Annotated in this window: 22 protein-coding genes; 10 read left to right on the top strand and 12 right to left on the bottom strand. The window is 68.0% G+C overall.

Annotated elements, in window-relative coordinates; all coding sequences use genetic code 11:
- Positions 1-41: 41 nt before the first annotated feature.
- The 5 genes from ACH4K4_RS28560 to ACH4K4_RS28540 form a co-directional block, all read right to left on the bottom strand.
- Positions 42-854, bottom strand: a complete 813-nt coding sequence (locus ACH4K4_RS28560) for a hypothetical protein (protein ID WP_398171244.1) — start codon at positions 852-854, stop codon at positions 42-44.
- Positions 851-1,438, bottom strand: a complete 588-nt coding sequence (locus tag ACH4K4_RS28555) for an ATP-binding cassette domain-containing protein (protein WP_398171242.1) — start codon at positions 1,436-1,438, stop codon at positions 851-853. The genes ACH4K4_RS28560 and ACH4K4_RS28555 overlap by 4 nt, the downstream gene beginning before the upstream one ends.
- 80 nt (positions 1,439-1,518) lie before the next feature.
- On the bottom strand, positions 1,519-2,418 hold the full coding sequence (locus tag ACH4K4_RS28550) for a UbiA family prenyltransferase (RefSeq protein WP_398171241.1): 900 nt from the start codon (positions 2,416-2,418) through the stop codon (positions 1,519-1,521).
- 80 nt (positions 2,419-2,498) lie between these two features.
- Positions 2,499-3,566 carry a polyprenyl synthetase family protein gene (locus ACH4K4_RS28545; protein WP_398171239.1) on the bottom strand — a complete coding sequence of 356 codons (1,068 nt, stop codon included), beginning with the start codon at positions 3,564-3,566 and terminating at the stop codon, positions 2,499-2,501.
- 525 nt (positions 3,567-4,091) lie between these two features.
- Complete coding sequence (locus ACH4K4_RS28540) at positions 4,092-4,565, bottom strand: MarR family winged helix-turn-helix transcriptional regulator (RefSeq protein ID WP_398171237.1); 474 nt, start codon at positions 4,563-4,565, stop codon at positions 4,092-4,094.
- Between the two features lie 113 nt (positions 4,566-4,678).
- Here ACH4K4_RS28540 and ACH4K4_RS28535 point away from each other — a divergent pair, with 113 nt between their 5' ends.
- The 3 genes from ACH4K4_RS28535 to ACH4K4_RS28525 all read left to right on the top strand — a co-directional run bounded on the left by ACH4K4_RS28535 (position 4,679) and on the right by ACH4K4_RS28525 (position 6,724).
- Positions 4,679-5,002 carry a cupin domain-containing protein gene (locus ACH4K4_RS28535; RefSeq protein WP_398171235.1) on the top strand — a complete coding sequence of 108 codons (324 nt, stop codon included), beginning with the start codon at positions 4,679-4,681 and terminating at the stop codon, positions 5,000-5,002.
- Between the two features lie 255 nt (positions 5,003-5,257).
- Positions 5,258-6,274, top strand: a complete 1,017-nt coding sequence (locus tag ACH4K4_RS28530) for a metallophosphoesterase family protein (RefSeq protein WP_398171233.1) — start codon at positions 5,258-5,260, stop codon at positions 6,272-6,274.
- A 138-nt stretch (positions 6,275-6,412) separates the two neighbouring features.
- Complete coding sequence (locus ACH4K4_RS28525; RefSeq protein ID WP_398171231.1) at positions 6,413-6,724, top strand: hypothetical protein; 312 nt, start codon at positions 6,413-6,415, stop codon at positions 6,722-6,724.
- Between the two features lie 62 nt (positions 6,725-6,786).
- On the opposite strand, the gene ACH4K4_RS28520 is transcribed toward ACH4K4_RS28525, so the two are convergent.
- A complete protein-coding gene (locus ACH4K4_RS28520) occupies positions 6,787-7,017 on the bottom strand; it encodes a hypothetical protein (protein ID WP_398171229.1) in 231 nt (76 codons plus the stop codon).
- A 354-nt stretch (positions 7,018-7,371) separates the two neighbouring features.
- On the opposite strand from ACH4K4_RS28520, the gene ACH4K4_RS28515 reads away from it, so the two are divergent.
- The 4 genes from ACH4K4_RS28515 (at position 7,372) to ACH4K4_RS28500 (ending at position 10,663) form a co-directional block, all read left to right on the top strand.
- Complete coding sequence (locus ACH4K4_RS28515; RefSeq protein WP_398171227.1) at positions 7,372-8,334, top strand: GNAT family N-acetyltransferase; 963 nt, start codon at positions 7,372-7,374, stop codon at positions 8,332-8,334.
- 121 nt (positions 8,335-8,455) lie between these two features.
- A complete protein-coding gene (locus tag ACH4K4_RS28510; RefSeq protein WP_398171225.1) occupies positions 8,456-8,731 on the top strand; it encodes a hypothetical protein in 276 nt (91 codons plus the stop codon).
- A 50-nt stretch (positions 8,732-8,781) separates the two neighbouring features.
- Positions 8,782-8,973, top strand: coding sequence for a hypothetical protein (locus ACH4K4_RS28505; protein ID WP_398171332.1), 192 nt, complete (start codon positions 8,782-8,784; stop codon positions 8,971-8,973).
- Positions 8,974-9,274: 301 nt separating this feature from the next.
- A complete protein-coding gene (locus ACH4K4_RS28500; RefSeq protein ID WP_398171223.1) occupies positions 9,275-10,663 on the top strand; it encodes a hypothetical protein in 1,389 nt (462 codons plus the stop codon).
- Here ACH4K4_RS28500 and ACH4K4_RS28495 read toward each other — a convergent pair.
- Entirely contained in the window at positions 10,590-11,009 is a 420-nt protein-coding gene (locus tag ACH4K4_RS28495; protein WP_398171221.1) for an SUMF1/EgtB/PvdO family nonheme iron enzyme, read from the bottom strand. The two genes, ACH4K4_RS28500 and ACH4K4_RS28495, sit on opposite strands and share 74 nt — an antisense overlap.
- Positions 11,010-11,022: 13 nt before the next feature.
- Positions 11,023-12,234 (bottom strand): erythromycin esterase family protein, encoded by a 1,212-nt coding sequence (locus ACH4K4_RS28490; RefSeq protein WP_398171219.1) that lies wholly within the window; start codon positions 12,232-12,234, stop codon positions 11,023-11,025.
- Positions 12,235-12,292: 58 nt separating this feature from the next.
- On the opposite strand from ACH4K4_RS28490, the gene ACH4K4_RS28485 reads away from it, so the two are divergent.
- From ACH4K4_RS28485 to ACH4K4_RS28475, 3 genes are all read left to right on the top strand, one after another.
- The gene (locus tag ACH4K4_RS28485; protein ID WP_398171217.1) at positions 12,293-13,030 is read left to right on the top strand and encodes a TioE family transcriptional regulator; all 738 of its coding nucleotides are present in this window, start codon (positions 12,293-12,295) and stop codon (positions 13,028-13,030) included.
- Positions 13,031-13,148: 118 nt separating this feature from the next.
- A complete protein-coding gene (locus ACH4K4_RS28480) occupies positions 13,149-13,520 on the top strand; it encodes a signal peptidase I (protein ID WP_398171215.1) in 372 nt (123 codons plus the stop codon).
- Between the two features lie 155 nt (positions 13,521-13,675).
- On the top strand, positions 13,676-14,566 hold the full coding sequence (locus ACH4K4_RS28475; RefSeq protein ID WP_398171213.1) for a GNAT family N-acetyltransferase: 891 nt from the start codon (positions 13,676-13,678) through the stop codon (positions 14,564-14,566).
- 83 nt (positions 14,567-14,649) lie between these two features.
- On the opposite strand, the gene ACH4K4_RS28470 is transcribed toward ACH4K4_RS28475, so the two are convergent.
- The 4 genes from ACH4K4_RS28470 to ACH4K4_RS28455 all read right to left on the bottom strand — a co-directional run bounded on the left by ACH4K4_RS28470 (position 14,650) and on the right by ACH4K4_RS28455 (position 18,555).
- Positions 14,650-15,003 carry an ArsR/SmtB family transcription factor gene (locus ACH4K4_RS28470; protein WP_398171211.1) on the bottom strand — a complete coding sequence of 118 codons (354 nt, stop codon included), beginning with the start codon at positions 15,001-15,003 and terminating at the stop codon, positions 14,650-14,652.
- A gap of 54 nt (positions 15,004-15,057) precedes the next feature.
- Positions 15,058-16,419, bottom strand: coding sequence for an MFS transporter (locus ACH4K4_RS28465; RefSeq protein WP_398171209.1), 1,362 nt, complete (start codon positions 16,417-16,419; stop codon positions 15,058-15,060).
- 598 nt (positions 16,420-17,017) lie between these two features.
- A complete protein-coding gene (locus tag ACH4K4_RS28460; protein ID WP_398171207.1) occupies positions 17,018-17,740 on the bottom strand; it encodes a PhzF family phenazine biosynthesis protein in 723 nt (240 codons plus the stop codon).
- 239 nt (positions 17,741-17,979) lie between these two features.
- The gene (locus tag ACH4K4_RS28455; protein WP_398171205.1) at positions 17,980-18,555 is read right to left on the bottom strand and encodes a TetR/AcrR family transcriptional regulator; all 576 of its coding nucleotides are present in this window, start codon (positions 18,553-18,555) and stop codon (positions 17,980-17,982) included.
- Positions 18,556-18,708 lie beyond the last annotated feature (153 nt).

The following is an 18,708-nucleotide window of genomic DNA, read 5'->3' as shown; positions in this document are numbered from 1 at the left end:
CGCGGGACCGCGGTCCGCACGCCCGCGGTCCGCACGCCCGCCTACGGCTCGGCCGCGGTCACCGGTGCGGGAACGCCGGTGGCCGCGGCGGCGCCGCCCGCGCAGTGGGAGCGCGTGCGGACCTGGAAGACGAGCAGGGCCAGGGCGCTGGCCGCGGCGGACCAGGCGAGCGAGAACAGGCCGTACGTCCAGGGGGTGCTGGAGGTGAACGCCGCGGCCAGCGCCAACTGGTTCGCGCCGTACAGGGGCAGCGCTTCGGGGCCGGACAGGTCGACCACGGTGAGGACCGGGTTCTGCAGACCGGTGTCGACCAGGCTGAGCATGATGACGAGGAAGAAGCCCTCCAGCTCGCCACGGACCAGCGACCCCAGCAGGAGGCCGATACCGCCGTACGCGAGACCGGCGCCGAAAAGGCCGAGGGTCAGCGGGCCCCACTGCCGTACGGGCACGGAGACCCACAGCACGGCCACGGTGTACAGGGCCAGCAGCGTGGCGATCAGGGCGACCCCGGCGACCTTCGCCAGCAGCATCGGGACCCGTGGGTAACCGGCCAGCAGCAGCCGGCGGTCCATGTTCCCGGCCTTGTACGTCTCCATGAACGTCACGAACCCGATGACCAGGGTGACGGCGGCGAGCGCGTTGACGACCTGGCTGACGTCGCTCGCCCGTGAGGCGGCGTCCGTGCCGAGGGAGCCCAGAGGGAAACGCACCACCTGGCCCGAAGCGCACACGCGGGCCACGGCGATCCACGCGGGGATGAAGGCGACCGCCAGGAGCAGCGCCATACGGTTGCGCAGCTGGCCGAGCAGCGTGCAGCGCAGCATCTCGGCGAACGCCGCCGGGTGCGGCCTCACCGGACCGTCTCCTCGACGTCCAGGCGGCCCTCGCGCAAGTGGCCGATCGCGTCGAAATGGTGCAGGTCGTGCAGCAGGTGCGAGACCACGACGATCGACCGGCCCGCGTCGCGCAGGCGGGCGGCCAGCGCCCAGAAGCGTTGATGGGTGTCCCAGTCGAACCCCTGGTACGGCTCGTCCAGCACCAGCAACTGCGGATCGTGCATCAAGGCGACCAGCAGATTCAGCTTCTGCCGCGTCCCTCCGCTCAGCTCCCCGGTCCGCTGCCGCCCGCAGTCGGCGAACGCCAGCAGTTCCATCAGCTCGTGGGCCCGCGCCAGCGTCGGCAGCCGGTAGGCCACCTGGAACAGCCGCAGGTGCTGCATGACGGTGAACGAGTCGTTCAGCACGGCGTGCTGCGGGCAGTACCCCACCGCGCCGGTACGCGCCACCGTGCCCCGGTCGGGGGTCAGCTGCCCCACCGCGATGCGCAGCAGCGTGCTCTTGCCCGCGCCGTTCTCGCCGACGACACCGACCAGGGCCCCCGGGGGTACGTCGAGGTCGGCACCACACAAGACCTGTCTGCGGCCGTACGACTTCCACACGCCGCTGATCCGCAACCGTGACTGCCGTTGCGTTGCCTCTGGCGGCACATCGGGCCCTTTCGTCAGCACTACCGACTGTGTCAGCGAAGTGTGTAGATGGAGGCGGCGAGGGCGAGGGTGTACCACTGCTCCACCAGGCGGTAGCTGCGCTGGTCGTGCTCGGGGCCGTGCAGGAGCAGCACCCGGGCCGCCAGCAGCAGGCTCAGACCGCACAGGAACACGTCGGTGGTGACCAGCCACCAGTGCGGGCCGGCGGGCGCCATCAGGAAGGAGTGGATGAACACGGGGCCGACGGCGAAGCCGGCGCACAGGAAGATCCGGGTGGGCAGCTCGCCGAAGACCAGGGGCATGGTGGAGCGGCGGACCACGCGGTCGCCGTGCATGTCACGCAGGTCCTGGACGGACATGAGGAAGGTCACCGTGATCGTCAGCGTCCAGATCCAGCGCCAGGCGTCCGGCGTGAGCACGGTGACGATCTGCCACGCGGCGGCCAACTGGGCGATGACCCCGATCCCGGCGTACAGGTTCCTGCCCAGCCAGTGGCGTCCCCAGCCGTACTCGTGCTGGAGCAGCGAGAGGATCTGCCACATGAGTGCCCACTTCAGGACGCCCAGGCAGTAGCCGTACGCGGGGAAGGCGATGCGTACGGCGATCAGCCGCAGCCGCGCGCCCCGGATGGTGCTCTCGCCCGTGACCAGCGGTCGGAAGGGCTTGTTGAGGCGGTCCTCCTCGACGCCGACCAGTTGGTTGGCGAGGGTGTGCTCGTAGATGAACAGCCAGAAGTACACCGCACCGAGCGCCACGATGACCGCCGCCTCACGCGGGGCCAGCCGCGCGTGGACGGCGGCCGCCGCGACGAAGCAGGTGCCTGGGAAGACCGTGGTCCAGCGGTCGACGCGAATGAACAGCCAGCTCAGGCGGATCTCCCGCCAGACGGTCTGCAGCAGCGCCGCGGGGGCGCTCGTCGTCATGGTCGTCATCAGTAGGTTCCGTACTCCTCGGGCCGACAGCTCACGGTCCGCTCATCTCTTCGTACCGCCCGGTGGGTGGTCCCCCGGGCTCACGCCGTCCGGTGGACGGCCGCCTCCGCGACGGTCTTCAGAGTGCGGACCGCGCCGGGCGCGAGGGGCGCCGCCGACAGCGCGTCCAGGGCCTGCCGGTACCTTTCCTCGATCATCCGCTCGACCGCGGCGCGGGCCCCGGTGCTCGTGAGGATGTCGCGGATCTCGGCGGCTTCCCGTTCCCCCAGTTGGGGGTCACCGATGAGCGTGCGCAGGCGGACGGCCTGGGCGGGAGTGGCGGCACGCAGTGCGTGGGCGATGAGGCTGGTGCACTTGCCTTCGCGCAGGTCCTCCAGATGCGACTTGCCCATCACACCCGGGTCGCCGAACACTCCGAGCACGTCGTCCCGCAGTTGGAACGCTTCGCCGAGCGGCACGCCGTAGGCGCTACAGGCATCCATGACCTGCCGGCCCGCACCGGCGAGCGCGGCCCCCACCTGCAAGGGGCGTTCGACGGTGTACTTGGCCGTCTTGTAGCGGACGACGGTCAGCGTCGTCTCGATGCTCACGTCGAGGTCGCTGGTGGTGAGCAGGTCCAGGTGCTGCCCGGCGATCAGCTCGCTCCGCGCCATGTCGACGCAGCGCAGCACGGCGACGCGCCGGGCGTCTGGCATGGGCGTGGTGTGCAGCAGCTCGTCGGACCAGACGAGGGCGAGGTCACCCACGAGAATGGCTCCGCTGATACCGAACCACTCCGCCAGTGACGGCAGATGATGGTGCTTGGTCAGCAGCCGGTGGACCGTGGGACGGCCGCGGCGGCTGTCGGCCGCGTCCATGATGTCGTCGTGAATGAGGGCGCACGCATGGGCCAATTCGATCGAGGCGGCCAGCCTGAAGGCCGGCGCGGGGTCTCCCTGCCCTCCCGCGGCGTGCCATCCGGTCACGCTCAGCAGCGGGCGGATCCGCTTGCCCCCGTCGAGGAAGTCACGCAGCAGGAGGGCGAGAGCCGAGTGGCCGGGCACCGAAGCGGTGTGGGCCTTTTCCGTGAGGAACGCACACAGAAGGTCGTCGATGGCTGCGCGTGGAGCGAAGAAGTCGGACTCGGCCGTCAGCGTTTCAGCATCCATGGAAAGCGCGCGCCCCAGCCCCGGAAGCTGCCCCGTACTGCCCGGTGAAACGGAGTTCCCCGGCGGGCGTGCCGTCGGCCGCCGGGCCGTACGCGGGGGAGAAGGCCCCGTAAGCCGCTGCCGGGCCGTCCGGCCAGAGCCGGTGCCGGTGTGCGGGACTGCGGCGGGTGTCGCCCGGCGAGGCCGGTGTCCTACGGACGGGTTCGTTGACCATTCGTCCGATCCTTCGGTTGGCGCCAGCACCATGTGTAGGAGAGTGCGGGCGGTAGTGGATTTGAACCGAAGTTACGCTGATTCGCCATCCATGTCCATTTATTGAGGGCTTGTGGGAAGTGTTAATTTAATTAGCATATGGGTGTATTGGCGCCGCATATGGTTTATCCGACTGGTCGGTGTTTTACGTAGCCCTCTGGGGCGCCCTCCGGACAAGAAGGAGCAACGCCCCCTGAAGCCACCTCCCATAGGGGCATACTTGGCGGGCCGACGTATAAGCGCCCCTCAAATACGCGATCCCTGTCCGGCCCGCTAAGCGCCGCCGAACCAGCCCGGCACGTCGAGCAGGAAAGGCTCGGCGGACGTCATGCTGCGGAGGTCGCCCTCCAGGGCACGGAGGCGGTCCTCACCAAGAACTCCGGCCCAGTCGGCCCGGAGGCGGTCGAAGATGCGCGCCGATCGGTCCAGACAGTCCGTGCCGCGCTCCGTGAGCCGTACGGTCTTACGCCGCGCATCGCGCGGATCCGTGCCGCGCTCCACGTAGCCGAGGCGCTCCAGCGCGTCGATCGTCTTGCCGGCGGCCTGTTTGGAGACGCCGAGCCGGCGGCCGAGGTCCGCGGCGGTGGTGCCGGTGGGGCCGATCGCCTGGAAGACGAAGCCGTGCATCGGACGGACGTCGGGATGTCCTTGGCGCGCCAGTTCGTCGTGGAGACCCTCGATGAGGGTGCGGAAGGCCAGGAACAGTCGCAGCGGCAGCTCGAATCCGGGCGAGGGGTCACTTGACACGGTAGACAACCAGGTTCACTATCTCGACAACCATGTTGTCGAGTTTAGGGGTTCCCACGATGTCTGTCATCCGCCGCGCCGAGAGTCGCCGTACCGAAACACCCAACGCCGTCATGACCACACTCGCCTCGCCGACCCTGGGCGGCGCCGGGCACGCCGTATGGCGCGTCGACATGCGGCCCGGCGCCACGGGGCCCCTCCACGCCTTCGACGCCGAGCAGGTGTGGACCGTTGTGGGCGGCCGCGCGACCGTCGAACTCGCCGATGAGAGACTCCTCGTGGAGCCGGGGGACACCCTCGTCATGCCCGCCGCGGCGCCACGGCGCATCAGCGCCGATCCGCAGGAGGGCTTCGCCGCCGTGGTCGCCGCCCCACCGGGCGCGTCCGCGTCTGTTCCCGGCAGCGCCGACAAGACCGTGCCGCCCTGGACCGTCTAGGCAGAACGCCGCCGGGCCGCCCGGCCCGGCCAACGGCCGTACCTCGCCCGCGCGGCCGCAACGCCGCCTTTCGCCCAAACATTCAACTGCTCGGTAGCTTGCCCTCCGTGCTACTCCACGCGCTTGTTCACGCCTTGCACACGCACGCGCCCACTCACCTTAGGACCGAGTGCACCCGGCGCCGTGATGTTCGCCAAGGGCGCTGTGCCCACTGCACAGTGACAGCCCATTCGCCTCACGGACACGGAGTCGCACATGGACCGCAGATCCCTGCTCGCCGTCGGCGGAGTCGCCTTGGCGGCCGCCGCCGGCTCCTCCCAGGCCCACGCCACCCCGGCCGGGGCCCTTGGGCGGGAGCGCGGTCGGGACACCGTACGGTTCAACGTCATCAGCGACATCCAAGGGGACCTACGCGACTTCGGCCGGGCCCTGGACGATATGGCGGCCGTCAACCCGCGCAGCGCGGGGCTCGCCGTCGCGGGCGACATCACACCGCGCGGCTACGACGCCGAGTACGCGCAGGTCCGCACGGAACTGGAGCGCCACTCCCACCCGCGTGACGTGGCCTGGGCGATCGGCAACCACGAGTTCTACGTGCCGAAGTGGCGTGACCCCGACACGCTGTCGCAGGACACCTGGCCCAACAACACCACCGAGGATTCACTCTTCCGCAGCTTCTACCGCTTCGCCAGGCGCGGCACAGTCCACGCGGAGACCTCCTTCGGCGGCATCCCGGTCCTCACGCTCGGCACCGAGTGGTACGCGCACTACCACGACGCCAAGCTCTGGGACGAGGTCTGGATCAGCGAGGCGCAATTCAGGTGGCTGGAGAACCGCCTCTGGCACTGGTCGCGCCGCCGAAAGCCGGTCATGGTGATGACCCACCACCCCCTCCCCAACACGGTCTCCGGCACCCGCAACAAGCTCTACGCGAGCGACTACCTCCAGGCCGACCGCCTCCTGAGCCTGCTCGGCCGGCACCCCGACGTATTCCTCTTCTCCGGCCACACCCACTGGGACCTGGAACTCTCCGACTGGGTGGTGCGGCGCGTCGTGCCGGGCACCGCGAATCTCAACGGATTCACCGTGGTCAACACGGGCGCGATCCAGACCGGTTACCGGGACGACGGCAAGGGCGGCGAAGTCGCCGTCGGAGGAGCCTTCAACCAAGGGCTCCAGGTCGAGGTGCGCCAGGACGCAGTCGTCATCAAAGCCCGCGATTTCACCCGCCGTGCCTGGCTGAAGGAAATCACCGTGCCGCTGTCCCGCTGAGTTCCACTCCGCCTGCCTGCCGATGAGCCGGTTGGCCGACCTCGTTCGTGGTGATCACGCGTGTCGTATATCGGCGGTTGTCGTTAAGCGCATGGGGAGTTTCCCCGAATAGCGCGCCGACGACACAAAGGATTCGTGATGCGTTCATCCCGTGCCACAGCCCTCTGCGGGCTACTCCTCGCCCTCGCGCTGCCGCAGAGTGCGGCGGTGGCCTCCAGCGGCCAATTCGTGTGGGAAGGCCCTGAGCGGCAGACCTACTCCGTAGAGAACCCACCGGACAACAGGTGCCTCGGCATGAACCAGGAGGCCCGCGCACCACGCAACGAGACGAACCGGCCGCTCACCGTATACAGCCGAAAAGACTGCAAGGGAAAGAGCCGCCGCCTCGCCCCCGGACAGGTGGCACCGCGTAGCGTCGTCTTCAAGAGCGTGAAGTTCAACCCGCGCTGAGAAACGGCGCACGGTGCGGTCGCCGACTGGCCGACTGGGTAACTGGTCGACTGGACAACTGGTCAGCTGGCTATGGCGAAGATGCCGATAAAGAAGACCATGTAGAGCACCACGGCCACGCCCGCGACGGCCATCACAAGAAGAACGGCTTTCATTACGTTCTCTATGGCCTGGTAGTCGCGGGCGGGCCCAGTGGTGTCTTGGCGGTAACTCTCGTGTCCAGTCATGAAGCCATCCTGCTGCTCGCGGCTGCCGACCGACCATCCGTAGATGTACTCAGTAGATGTACTCATCTGCGAGGGGCAGGTCCTCAGGACGGCTGCCTGAGGACAACCCGAACACGGGCAGTGACCAGTGCACAAGCAGTGCGAGGACGGTGGCCGCTTACGGAGGCCCGGACCACCGCAACCGCACAGCTCTTCGTGAGCAAGACGACCGGCGCCGGTCCGCCTACCGGGAGATGACGCACCGCGTGCACGCGTTCCACGCGGTCACCAGGCAGATTCTTGGGGCCGACGCGGCATCCCGCCCGCCCCAGAAGCAACGTCGCCCTCGACAAAACCGCGTGAGCCCCATGAGATGGGAACGCATCGACCGCGCGACTACCGCCACCGACTTCGACGCCATTGCCGACTGAGAGGCAGGACATGCACGACATACGCCGGGCCCGTACAACCGACTACCCCAAGCTCGTGGAGTGCATACAGCAGTGGTGGGGCGACTCCCGGACCCCGGAGCAGGCGCGCGAGCTTTCGCTGCTGCTGCCCCGGCTGTTCCTGCAACACTTCGCGGGCACCAGCCTGGTGCTGGAGGACGAGACGGGTATCCGTGCGTTCCTGGTGGGCTTCGACTCCGCCGACCACCCGCACGAAGCGTATATCCACTTCGTCGGAGTGGACCCGAAGTTGCGCAAGCGGGGAGTGGCCCGCCGCCTTTACACCACATTTTTCGAACGCGCCGCAGCGGCCGGCCGCACCGGGATACGCGCCATCACCTCGCCGCAAAACACCGGATCCATAGCCTTTCACCGTGCCATGGGCTTCGAGCTGGATACGGGGGACCGGGAAGTCGACGGCCTGACGGCACACAGCGACTACGACGGACCGGGCCAGGAACGGGTGGCCTTTCGCAAGAAACTCGGCGCGCCACAGGTCCGCACATTGGAGCCCTTCACGACGCGCGCGGCAGTACCGCAGGACTTCGACTCCGTCGTCGCGGTGGTCGACGACTGGTGGGGCCGCGCCGCCTCCCGCGACCTGACCCGAGTGTTCGTCAACCACTTCTACGACACCAGCCTGATCGCCGAGCGCGACGGCGAGCTGGCGGGCTTCGTCATCGGCTTCCTTTCCCCGTCCGTCCCGGAGGAGGCGTACATCCACTTCACCGCGGTTGCCCCCGCGTGGCGGCGCAGCGGCTTCGGCCGCTTCCTGTACGAGCGGTTCTTCGACATGGCGCGAGCGAACGGCCGGACGGTCGTCAAGGCGATCACCTCCCCCCAGAACGACCGCTCCATCGCATTCCACAGTGCCCTTGGCTTCACCCCCTCCGCCCCGATTGCCGACTACGACGGCCCCTCGCTGGACCGGGTCACCTTCCGCCGCGAACTCTGAGCCGCCCTCCAGCGGCTTGCAGTGCAGAAGCCACGGAGCGGGCCTGGAGATGAACCTTCCGCGAACACGGGCCTTGGCCTGGGGCGGCGGCGTACCGTACTGGGCTGAAAGGAGGCCTACAGTGGACGCCACCCTCAAGACCGTCATCGCCGGTGAGATCGTGGAACTGCCCGGCACCATCGCGGCCATCCGCGCCCGCTTGGACGATGACCGGGCCGACGAGTTCGACCGCGACATCGAGCACGTCCCCGCAGCCGAGCTCCCCACCGCGCTGGTGCGCTGGGCCTTGGCCGGCACCAACGCCGACAAAGAGGACGAGGAGCTTTTCGAGCGTCTCGCCCGCGATGAGGACATCGGCGCCACCGACGCCGGCACACCCGGTGCGGAGGTGGCGTGAGCCGCTACCGACTCCAGTACGCCCCGCCCGCCGACCAGGCTTGCCGAGCCATGCCACACGCGTTACGGATCGCCTTCGACGCCGGGATGCAGCGCCTGGCCGCCGACTCGTACGGGCATGGTTCCACCGCCGTCAAAGCCGACGAGGACCGGCGCGAAGCCGTCGTCAGCGGTGTGGTGGTCCGCTACTACGTCAGCGCCGCGGTACTGACTGTCACTGTGGTCCGCCTCGTCTACACCTGATAATGCGGCAGGCCGAACAGGTCGTTGGCCCGCGCGGGGGCTGCGTACGGCGTGACGGGCGCGACGCCCAGGTAGTGCCTGCAAACCGCGTTGCCCTTCCCGCGATTCACCCACGGTGTCTCGGTGAAGTACTGCGCCGACCAAGTCTCTTGCCAGTCGTCGAGGCCGGTCCAGATTGAGCAGCTGGAAGCGGATCGGATCGGGTCGGCGGCCCCTACAGACGCTGACTTCTCCTGGCAGAAAGCGGAACTGTTACAACCATCTGGCGTCCCCGCCAGTCTGATCGCGCATGAAGGGATCTATGGCAAGTACACGGGGGCAGCACCTGGTCGGGGCCGGGGCGGCAGCTCTGCTGTTGGCACTGGGCACGGTGGTGACGGTCGGTGGCACTACGCCGGTGGCCGCCGTCGGGGGCGGGGCACAGCCGGCCACGGGGGCGCAGCTGAAGGCTGAGCACATGATGAACACGTACTACATACCGAAGTATCAAGCGTCGGCTCCCGACGCAGGCCCCTCCGAATTCCAGGTCAGCCTGAAGGCGACCGGGCGTTCCGCCGGCGGGGATCCGGTCACGGTCAAGAACGTCAAGGTGAACATCGACCTTGCCGCCTTCAAGGGCAAGGTGCGCGTCGCCTGGGAGAACACGGGCTACGGCTGCAAGCGCTCGGGCTCCCTCATGACCTGCGCGCTGGGGGACATCGACTCTGGTGCGCTGTTCACCCCGTTCCGCCTGAAGCCGGAGCCGGGCGCGGCACCGGGCCCCGCCGGGGACATGAACATCACTGTGACCAGCGCCAACGCGCCCACCATCCGGCATACCACCCACATCGTCATGGGGGTGCCGGTCCTGACCGCAAGGCAGAACCAGCCGCTGACCGGGGTAGAGCCCGGCTCTGCATTGCGGCTGACACCCGCCTTCGGCAACAAGGGCGACACCGCGATCGACGACAGTTTCATCGTTTTGCTGTCAACGGAGGAAGCGACGCTGCGCAGGCAGTACAGCAACTGCCGCTACGACAAGGCCGTAGCTCCCACCAAGGCGCTGTGTGAACTGCCCGGCCCGCTGCCGGCCGGGGCAGCGTATGAGACCGACGGGCCGTTGACGGCCGTGGTCGACAAGACGGCGATGTACGGCAAGGTCTTCTACTCCGTGCTCCGGGCGCACGACCCCCTTAGCAACACTCTGTTGCCCGCCTCGGCGCCGCGCGGTACCGGGGGACCGCTGGGCGTGCGTCCCGTTGACGGCAGCGGGGACGATTTCATCCCGTCGTCGTATTGGAAGGCGGAGATGTCCAGCAGCGACCTCACCTTCAGCACGAACCAGATCAACGACGTACAGGCCATCGGATTCACCATCAAGGGCAAGGTCGGCCAGGTGGTGGAAACGCAGGTTCCCTACCCGCGGAATTACGATGGCGGTGTGCTGCGGCTGAAGTTGCCCGAAGGCGTCAGCTTGGTGCCGGTGAATCCCGGAGACCACCCGAGCGAAATCTTCTATTGCGGGTACGCAGAGCAGGAGAATGGCCTGGTGCACTGTGCCGGAAGCCTCGACGGCAGCACCTGGCTGCGGGCCCGTATCGACAAGCGCGTAGAGGGTGCGCAGGGAAGCATCTCCGCTACGTCCGACCCGGAGATCGACCCCAATCAGGAGAACAACACTGCGCCGGTGAAGGTGGAATACCAGGACTGACTGATGTCCGAAGCCGAAGATGCGCACACCCAAGTTGAGGCTTGAAGACTTGTGCGTTGCGTCTGAAGGGCAGCCTTGAGGGCGTTGGCCTCCCGCTCGACGGGAGGCCAACGCCCTCAACTATCTGGTGGCATTGCGCTCTGGAGGCGCCGTATACCTCGGCATCGTAGAGGTCCCAACACCAGTCCCCGCTGTTGCCAAGCATGTCGTGAAGGCCCCACGGATTGGGTCGGGAGCCGGTAGCCGTCGGCGGACGCGCGGACGCATCCCACCAAGAAACGCTTTCGACCGGCAGTGTGTCTCCCTGGGCGACGCTCGGCTGCTGCCCGGTGACCTGCGCGTACATCCTCTGCCGGGCCTCAGTACGAACTTTGCGGAACGTCCTTGATGAACACGATGCCGTCACTGTCCGCCAGGTGGGCTGGGTCAAGCGGGGCGTAACCGAACCAGGGGGAGACCCGGGGCGCGGGCCGCGTGTCGGCGAGGGCGGTGGCCAACCGCGGGCCGTCTATGACGTAACGGTCCTCCGGGAGCGCGTACAGAAGTCCCTCAACGGTGTCCGGTGGCGGGGTGTCCACGCCCTGGTGCCGAATCGTGCCGAGGGCCGTGGCCACGAAGGCGTACTTGTCGTGAAGTTGGGCACTTACCAGCGCCCCGGCGCCCCACCACTTCAGCAGTGGCTGGTCCCACATGCGCATCGTGCTCTTGATTCGTTGGAGGTGGGTGTTGTGGGCGTGGATGAGTGCCGGGTTTTGTTGGGCGAGGGCGAGGAGGTTGTCGGCCATCATCCGGTCCCGCACGCCCACCAGCCGCGTCATGCGCATCGGTGAGGCGTCTGCCATCCAGTAGTGGTAACGCAGCAGACCTGTGGCGGTACGCCCATACAGGCACGCTCGGTCCCAGTCATCCCGCGAGGTCGCCGCGATGAGGTGGGGCATCTGCTCGTTCAACACCGCTGCCAGATCGTCGGCGAGCAGCCGCAGCTCCCTGGCCTCGGCCGACCGCCCTGTGGACTGGGACGGATCCATCATCGCGGCGGGATTGGTCCATCGGCCGTCGGTGCCGAGCAGTCGGTCGAGCGTTTCCGCGGAGCATGGGAGCAGGTCCGCGTCCACCTGAGGCGAGAGATAACTGTGGAGTGAGGTGAGGGCCTGCCGGGGGCTCGCGGCGTCAGTGATCTCCAGCGGGCCGTCGAAACCGGCGAAGCGGAGCTGTTCGGACGCGGGTCGGCCGTCGTTGTACGCGCGCATCCAGCGTACGAGTTCGCGGTTGGCCGGGGACGCGCCGAACCCGTGGCTGAAGCCGTGCTCCATGACCTCGTCGAGGCTGCCCGTGCCCGAGGTCACGTAGTCGTCCACGACCAGGCCCCTCAGGCAGTCACTCTCGATGGTGATCGTCCGGTAGCCCTCCTGCTCGATGAGCTGCCGGAAGAGCTCGTTGCGCACGTCGAGGAGAGTGTCCTCGCCGTGGGTGGGCTCGCCCAAGGCGAGCAGCCGCGGCCGGACCGGGAGCAACTTCATGATGGCGGCGGCGTCGACGGCATGGGTGATGTCCTTGATGTCAGTTGCCATGCCTTCAACGGTATCGTTGAACCTTCGGTTGAAACTTTCCCGCGATAACGGCAGGACGATGGAGCAAAACCTTAAAACCGGTGAACGGCTAAGGCCGGTTGATCTGGCTCGAGGGCACGGTCTGTCCACGCAGGCCGTCAGAAATTACGAGGAAGCCGGCATCCTTCCGGCCGCCGACCGCACACCCCACGGCTACCGCACCTACACCCCGCTGCACGCGCGGGCCCTGCGCGCATTCCTCGCCCTGGTACCCGGCCACGGCCATCAGACAGCGACGTCGGTCATGCGGGCGGTGAACCAGGACTCGATCGACGCGGCATTCCGCCTCATCGACGAAAGCCACGCCCAGCTCCTCGACGACCGGCGGACCCTGCAAGCCGTGGAGAGTGCCATCCGCGATGTGGGTCCGACCGCCGGAGCGCCCGAGCCCGAGGTGCCGTTTACCGGACCCGACGGCATGTTCATCGGACCGCTGGCAGACAAGCTCGGTATCCGGCCCGCGACGCTACGCAAGTGGGAGCGCGCCGGGCTGGTGCGCCCGCGTCGCGACCAGCAGACCGGATACCGGGTGTACGACGAGGCCGACGTACGAGACACCAGGCTGGTTCACCAACTCAGGCGCGGCGGATACTTGTTGGAGCAGATCGCCCCTCTGGTCAAGCAGGTACGGGCGGCCGGTGGATTGGAGCCGCTGGAGGCCACCCTGCGTGACTGGCACGACCGACTGTCCGCCCGCGGGCGCGCAATGCTGACCGGCGCCGCCGAGCTGGAGGCGTACCTCCGCGAGCGTGAATGAGTCTTGATCGGGTCAGCGCCGAAGCCGCCTTCTCGCAGCCCTAGTCACGCCGCAGGACCCGTCGCCGCCCCGGAGGCGGTGCCTCCTCTTCCGTCGGCAGTTGCTAGCGTCCGAGGATGTGAACGACGGCGTATACGTAGGAAATGCGGGGAAAGATGCGGTGCTGGACAAGGGGTGGTTGCTCGGGCACTTCAAGGACGCTGATGACCCTCGCTACAGCGAAACTGTAGAAATCAAGTGGGGTGTCCACCCGCGTGGCGATAAGCGAAGTCAATGGGTGACAGGCGAGCAACGAACGGCTCTTCTGGTACTCATCGAAGGCCGCTTTCGTGTCGAGCTTCCCGGCCGCAGCGTTCTGCTGGAAGAACAGGGTGATTATGTGGTGTGGGGGCGTGGGGTCGACCATTCGTGGTACGCGGAGGAGGAGTCCGTGGTCTTGACGGTGCGATGGCCGTCCGTACCTGGATATGCGGTAGTGCAGAAGGGATAGGCCCCCGGTATCGGAAGTGAGCGCGCTGCCCTCGCGAACAACGGTCAGTGGTTGTTCTCTCCCGGCATCCGCACCCACCTGTACTCACTCTTCGATCTTGGCTCGGCGCCTCTGGAGCCCTAGCCACGGCTCCATTGCCTGACTAAAGTCAGAGAATGGGTGCTGAGCAGATCAGCCAAGTGCGGCAGTTCAACCGCACTGTCACCGAACGCGTGGGTGTGCTCCACGATCGCTACCTCGGCCGCGACCGGCCCATCGGCGAAGCCAGGCTGCTCTGGGAGATCGGGGTGCAGGGGCAAGACGTACGACAGCTGCGCGAGCGCCTTGGACTGGACTCCGGTTACGTGAGCCGGTTGCTCCGCTCGCTGGAAGCCGATGGCCTGGTAACGGTGGAGCCTCATCCCCGGGACCGACGGGTGCGCACCGTCCGGCTCACCGACGCGGGCCGCGTGGAGCACGCGATGCTTGACGATTGCAGTGACGCGTTGGCCGGCTCCCTGCTGGAGCCGCTCAACACCGCCCAGCGTGCCCGTCTGGTCGCCGCCATGGCCGAGGTCGACCGACTGCTGACCGCCACGACGGTCGCGCTGGACGTCGTAGACCCGGCCCACCCCGACGCTCAGTACTGCCTGAGGTCTTACTTCACCGAGCTGCACGAGCGGTTCGAGTCCGGTTTCGACCCTGCTCAGAGTTTGTTGCCCGATGCGGGCGAACTCCGGACGCCGAGCGGCCTGTTCCTGGTCGCCCGGCTGCACGGCGAGCCCGTCGGTTGCGCCGGCCTGAAACTACCGCCCGGTGCCGCGGCTGAGGTCAAACGCATGTGGGTGGATCCCCACACTCGGAGGCTCGGTCTCGGCCGCCGGCTGCTGGCCGACCTGGAGGAACGGGCTGTCCGCCACGGCTGTGGCGTGCTCCGCTTGGACACCAACAAAGCTCTCAGCGGCGCGATCAGCCTGTACGAATCTTGCGGCTTTCAGCAGGTCTCCGCCTTCAACGACGAGCCGTACGCTCATCACTGGTTCGAGAAGCGAATCACCACAGCATGAGAACTCAATTCAGGGCAGCCGCGACCAGCCGGATGCCGCGGCCGATGGAAACGTGTCAGTGCAGACGTTGCGCCGCCCCGGAATCAGTCGTGCGGAGATAGGTGCCTGATCTGGTGGTCGGCGACGTTGAGTGCCTCGGCGACCAGGCGTTTGAGGTGGCCGTGCTGGAGACGGTAGACGACGCGGCGGCCGTCTTTGCGGGTGGCGACCAGTCCGGCCAGTCGGAGTTTGGCCAGGTGCTGGCTGACCGAGGGGCGGGCGGCCCCGCTCCGGGCGGTCAGGGTGGCGACGTCCGCCTCGCCTTCGGTGAGCTGTTGGAGCAGGGCCAACCGGGTGCGGTCGGCGAGCAGCGCCAGTACGGCCGCGGCGGTCTGCAGCCGTTCGTCGTCCTGTTGTTGCGTGGAGTGCGCAGTTGCGGCGTGCACGCGTGTGCTCATGCGCACATGGTAGGCGTCCCTGACCCACCCGGCTCCGGCAAGAGGGGAGTTCGTTCAGTCGGCGGCGGTCCGCGCCGGCCAGCGGCGATGCAGGTCGTCGATGACGTAGTCGTGTGCGTGCCGCCATCCTGCGCCTGCCCGGTGGGCGCCGATCAGGTGTGGGTGCCCGTGGTCCAGGGCGGTGTGGATGTGGGCGAGGCGCTGGGGGTCTGTGGTGGGCCATAGACGCCAGGCGGCGAGCGCCGCCGCGAGGGCCACCGTGCCAAGGGCGAGGGCGGCAGCGGGCAGACCGGCAGTGGCGCCGAGTGACCCGGCGAGCGGGTACGTCAGGAGCCAGCAGCCGTGGGACAGGGAGAACTGGGCGGCGAAGGCGGCGTTCAGGTCGCCGGGGGCGGCCGAGCGGCGCACCAGGCGGCCGGTGGGGGTCGTGATCAGAGACTCCGTGGCGCCGAAGGCGGCCCAGGCGGCCAGCAGTGCCGGCCATCCCCAGCCGCCGGGCGCGGCCCGGGTGGCGGCGGCCAGGGCGAGAAGCAGGCCCGCCGAGGCGAAGGCGGCGGGCAGCATCAGCACACGGTCACCAGTACGGGCGAGGAGGCGTGGTAGCAGGAGGGCGGTGAGGATGGAGCCGGCGCCGTAGGCACTCAGGGCCAGGGGTACGTCCGAGGTGGCGCGGCTTAGATGGTCGCGTACGTAGACGATCGTGTTGACCATCACCATCGCGCCGCCCGCAGCCACCGCCAGGGTCAGCGCGAGCAGGGCGCGCAGGCGCGGGGTGGCCAGGAACAGCCGGGTCCCGTGAGTGGCGCGATACAGGAATCCCGGGCCGCCGCCCGCCGGGTTTCGAGAGGTCGTGGGGAGGGCAACCGACAGGACCAGGGCGGCGGAGGCGAGGAAGCCGGCCGCAGTCCCTGTGAAGAGCCAGTCGTAGGTGATCCAGGACAGCAGCGAGGCGGCCAGCGCCGGGGAGCACAGCATTTCCAGGTCGTACGCCAGGCGTGAGAGCGACAGGGCCTGGGTGTAGTCCTCCTCGGCGGGCAGTACCTCGGGGATCAGGGCTTGGAAGGCGGGCGTGAAGCTGGCCGAGGCTGCCTGTAGCGCGAAAATCAGGGCGTAGACCTGCCAGACTTCCGTGACGAACGGCAGGCCGCACGCCACCGACGCACGGATCAGGTCGGCGCCCACCAACAGGGGCCGAGGTGGCAGCCGGTGTGCGAGCGCGCTGATGACCGGAGCGAGCCCGACGTACGCCGCCATCTTGATCGCCAGGGCCGTCCCGAGCACCGAACCGGCGGCCGGGCCGGCGATGTCGTAAGCGAGCAGGCTCAGGGCCACCGTCGCAAGCCCGGTTCCGACCAGCGCGACCACCTGAGCGGTGAACAGACGACGGTACGTGCGGTGTCGCAGTACGGACAGCATGCACACCCTCCCGCCCCTCTGAACGCGCGGCCACACTCACCATAGAAACAAGTGCGCACGAATGCACGTGATGGCGAGGTGACGAGATGGGGGGATGGCGAGTCGACGCTGCCCCGAGTTCCGACTGACTGAGCTGGCCGCGGCATGCCCGGCCTGCCCTGGGACGCGCGACAGCCACAGCATCAGCAGCTGGCGCCCACCGCCCTGATCGGCTTACGGAGCCGTCGAGTTGCCGTGCGTCGCGGGGGACGGGGAATCATAGCCCCGACATCAGGAGTGAGCGCAGTGACTTGTTAGCCGGTGCCGCCTCCCAACTGGTGTACCGCACCACGCAAATTGCTGCGTTTCAACGCCTTTGCGACGGCTTCGCCCGGCACGGCCTCGACGCCACGGTGGCTGTCTACACCGAAGACGTCCACTACGAGGAGCAGACGCTCCGGTGGAACCTGGCAGACCTGCCCGAGCGGGCTGCTGAGGACATGGGGCTGAGCCTCACCGAGGCCTACAGGCCGTTCGTCGCACAGGCGGCGAACGGCCGGGGTAGACCTGGGATCGTGGATCGTCCGGGGCGCCTCAAGCCCAGGGCTGGCCCGAGCGCTCAGCCCCGTGCGTAGGTCCGCTCCACTTCGACGGCCACTTCCTCGTCGGGCGGCCGCACCGCGCACCGGCCGCCGAGTTCGACCAGCCCGTCACCGGCCGGGGAGGTGCGGATGACCGAGCCCCGGCCGTGCAGGACCCGCAGCGGGCGGTCGTGCTGGAGGGTGAGCAGCATCGATGCGCTGCCGCACGCCTCGTCCTCACCCTTTCCGATCCGTGGGGCCCACAGCCGCGCGCGGACCTCGCCGGCGTCCTCGTCCGTCCAGGCCCAGACCTGCGTGAAGTCCTCCCCGTCCGGCAGCTCGGTCAGCGCTTCGATCTCCGCGGCGGACGCCATCCGCAGATGACGCCATGGTTTGGACCAGGCGGCGGGGGCGGTCAGCCAGCAGACACCTTCCGTGTCGCGCCGACAGGCGACCGGTCCGGCCTCCGGGACGATCTCGTCGACCGTATGTCCCAGGCGGTGGAGGGCTTCGAGCGTGCCGAGCACAGGGTGGCCGCCGAACCGGATCGGCAGCCCGTACGAACCGTGAATGGCGATGGACGTGCGCCGTGCGGGTGGGGAGCGGACGAAGGCGACCGCGGGAATGCCGAGCCGGTCGGCCAACTCCTGCCGCTGGTCGTCGGGGAGCCCGCCACCGTCCGGTTCGATCACCACAAGTACGGGATTCCCGAACTCCCCGCCATCGTCGACGAATGCGTGTGCCAGTAAGCAGTCCACCATGTCTGTCTCCTCATGCGTCGATAAGATCGCGTGTCCTGGCCGAGCATGCCCCATCGCGGATCCGTACGGTACGCGCTGCCGGATGCCGGATGCCGGATGCCGGATGCCGGATGCCGGATGCCGGATGCCGGATGGTGGTCGGGAGCTACGAGTACCGCATACGGGGGTACGCCGCACCTGGCAGTGAGGTCACCGGAACCGTCTCGATCCGTACGGCCAGGGCGCCGCGGCGGCCGGCGTCAGCGAGCGGTGAGTCCGCGCAGGAATTCCTTGGCCAGTTGATGGGTGTCGATGCTTTCCGCGCTGCGTCCCGACAGGATGTGGAAGAAGGGCGGGCCGAGGAGAAGCGCCGTTGCCTGTTCGATCGACAGCGCGCTGTCGTTTGTGCTGAGTACCGGTTCGATGACTGTTGCGGCGCTCTCGCTGAGGATGTCCTTGGAGGAGAGCAGGGCCGCGACAGCGGTGTCGTGCTGGGCCTCTCCGATGAGTGCCCGATAGGCGGCTCCGGCATCGGAGTTCACGAGGAAGCTCACGAACGCGTCGAGATAGGTCGCGAGATCTCTTGACGGTTCGCCGCTCAGGGGCACCGAGAGTTCCTGCTGGGCGTCGATGGCGCTGGCCTCGTAGAGGATCTCTGCCTTGTTCGACCACCATCGGTAGACGGTCTGCCGTCCCACACCGGCTCGCTCCGCGATGCCCTTCATGGTCAGCGCCGCGTATCCGACTTCGACGAGCAGGTCGTCTGCTGCGTTCAAGACGGCCACTCGGGCGCGCTCGCTGCGAGGCCGTCCACTGCGGCCGTGTTCCTCAACCATGACACCACTATAACGAGTCACCGTGCCTCGTATATGTTACGGTTGCGAGGCACGGTGACTCGAAAGTGCTGCTGTCTGCGGTGTTCCCGATCCTCCCTTCCCATGCGTGCACCAAGCCGCCTGAGGTCGGCTCTCACCCCGAGCCTCGCCGTG

Source organism: Streptomyces sp. NPDC017529 (assembly GCF_044329785.1).
Classification (GTDB): Bacteria; Actinomycetota; Actinomycetes; order Streptomycetales; family Streptomycetaceae; genus Streptomyces.
This window is presented reverse-complemented; position numbering and strand designations above follow the sequence as displayed.

Bases quoted from the DNA above. Each gene is read 5' to 3' on its own strand.
- ACH4K4_RS28550 (WP_398171241.1), bottom strand. From the start codon at position 2,418: ATGACGACCATGACGACGAGCGCCCCCGCGGCGCTGCTGCAGACCGTC.
- ACH4K4_RS28545 (WP_398171239.1), bottom strand. From the start codon at position 3,566: ATGGATGCTGAAACGCTGACGGCCGAGTCCGACTTCTTCGCTCCACGC.
- ACH4K4_RS28535 (WP_398171235.1), top strand. From the start codon at position 4,679: ATGACCACACTCGCCTCGCCGACCCTGGGCGGCGCCGGGCACGCCGTA.
- ACH4K4_RS28530 (WP_398171233.1), top strand. From the start codon at position 5,258: ATGGACCGCAGATCCCTGCTCGCCGTCGGCGGAGTCGCCTTGGCGGCC.
- ACH4K4_RS28525 (WP_398171231.1), top strand. From the start codon at position 6,413: ATGCGTTCATCCCGTGCCACAGCCCTCTGCGGGCTACTCCTCGCCCTC.
- ACH4K4_RS28520 (WP_398171229.1), bottom strand. From the start codon at position 7,017: ATGAGTACATCTACTGAGTACATCTACGGATGGTCGGTCGGCAGCCGC.
- ACH4K4_RS28515 (WP_398171227.1), top strand. From the start codon at position 7,372: ATGCACGACATACGCCGGGCCCGTACAACCGACTACCCCAAGCTCGTG.
- ACH4K4_RS28505 (WP_398171332.1), top strand. From the start codon at position 8,782: ATGCCACACGCGTTACGGATCGCCTTCGACGCCGGGATGCAGCGCCTG.
- ACH4K4_RS28500 (WP_398171223.1), top strand. From the start codon at position 9,275: ATGGCAAGTACACGGGGGCAGCACCTGGTCGGGGCCGGGGCGGCAGCT.
- ACH4K4_RS28495 (WP_398171221.1), bottom strand. From the start codon at position 11,009: ATGTACGCGCAGGTCACCGGGCAGCAGCCGAGCGTCGCCCAGGGAGAC.
- ACH4K4_RS28490 (WP_398171219.1), bottom strand. From the start codon at position 12,234: ATGGCAACTGACATCAAGGACATCACCCATGCCGTCGACGCCGCCGCC.
- ACH4K4_RS28485 (WP_398171217.1), top strand. From the start codon at position 12,293: ATGGAGCAAAACCTTAAAACCGGTGAACGGCTAAGGCCGGTTGATCTG.
- ACH4K4_RS28475 (WP_398171213.1), top strand. From the start codon at position 13,676: ATGGGTGCTGAGCAGATCAGCCAAGTGCGGCAGTTCAACCGCACTGTC.
- ACH4K4_RS28470 (WP_398171211.1), bottom strand. From the start codon at position 15,003: ATGAGCACACGCGTGCACGCCGCAACTGCGCACTCCACGCAACAACAG.
- ACH4K4_RS28465 (WP_398171209.1), bottom strand. From the start codon at position 16,419: ATGCTGTCCGTACTGCGACACCGCACGTACCGTCGTCTGTTCACCGCT.
- ACH4K4_RS28460 (WP_398171207.1), bottom strand. From the start codon at position 17,740: ATGGTGGACTGCTTACTGGCACACGCATTCGTCGACGATGGCGGGGAG.
- ACH4K4_RS28455 (WP_398171205.1), bottom strand. From the start codon at position 18,555: ATGGTTGAGGAACACGGCCGCAGTGGACGGCCTCGCAGCGAGCGCGCC.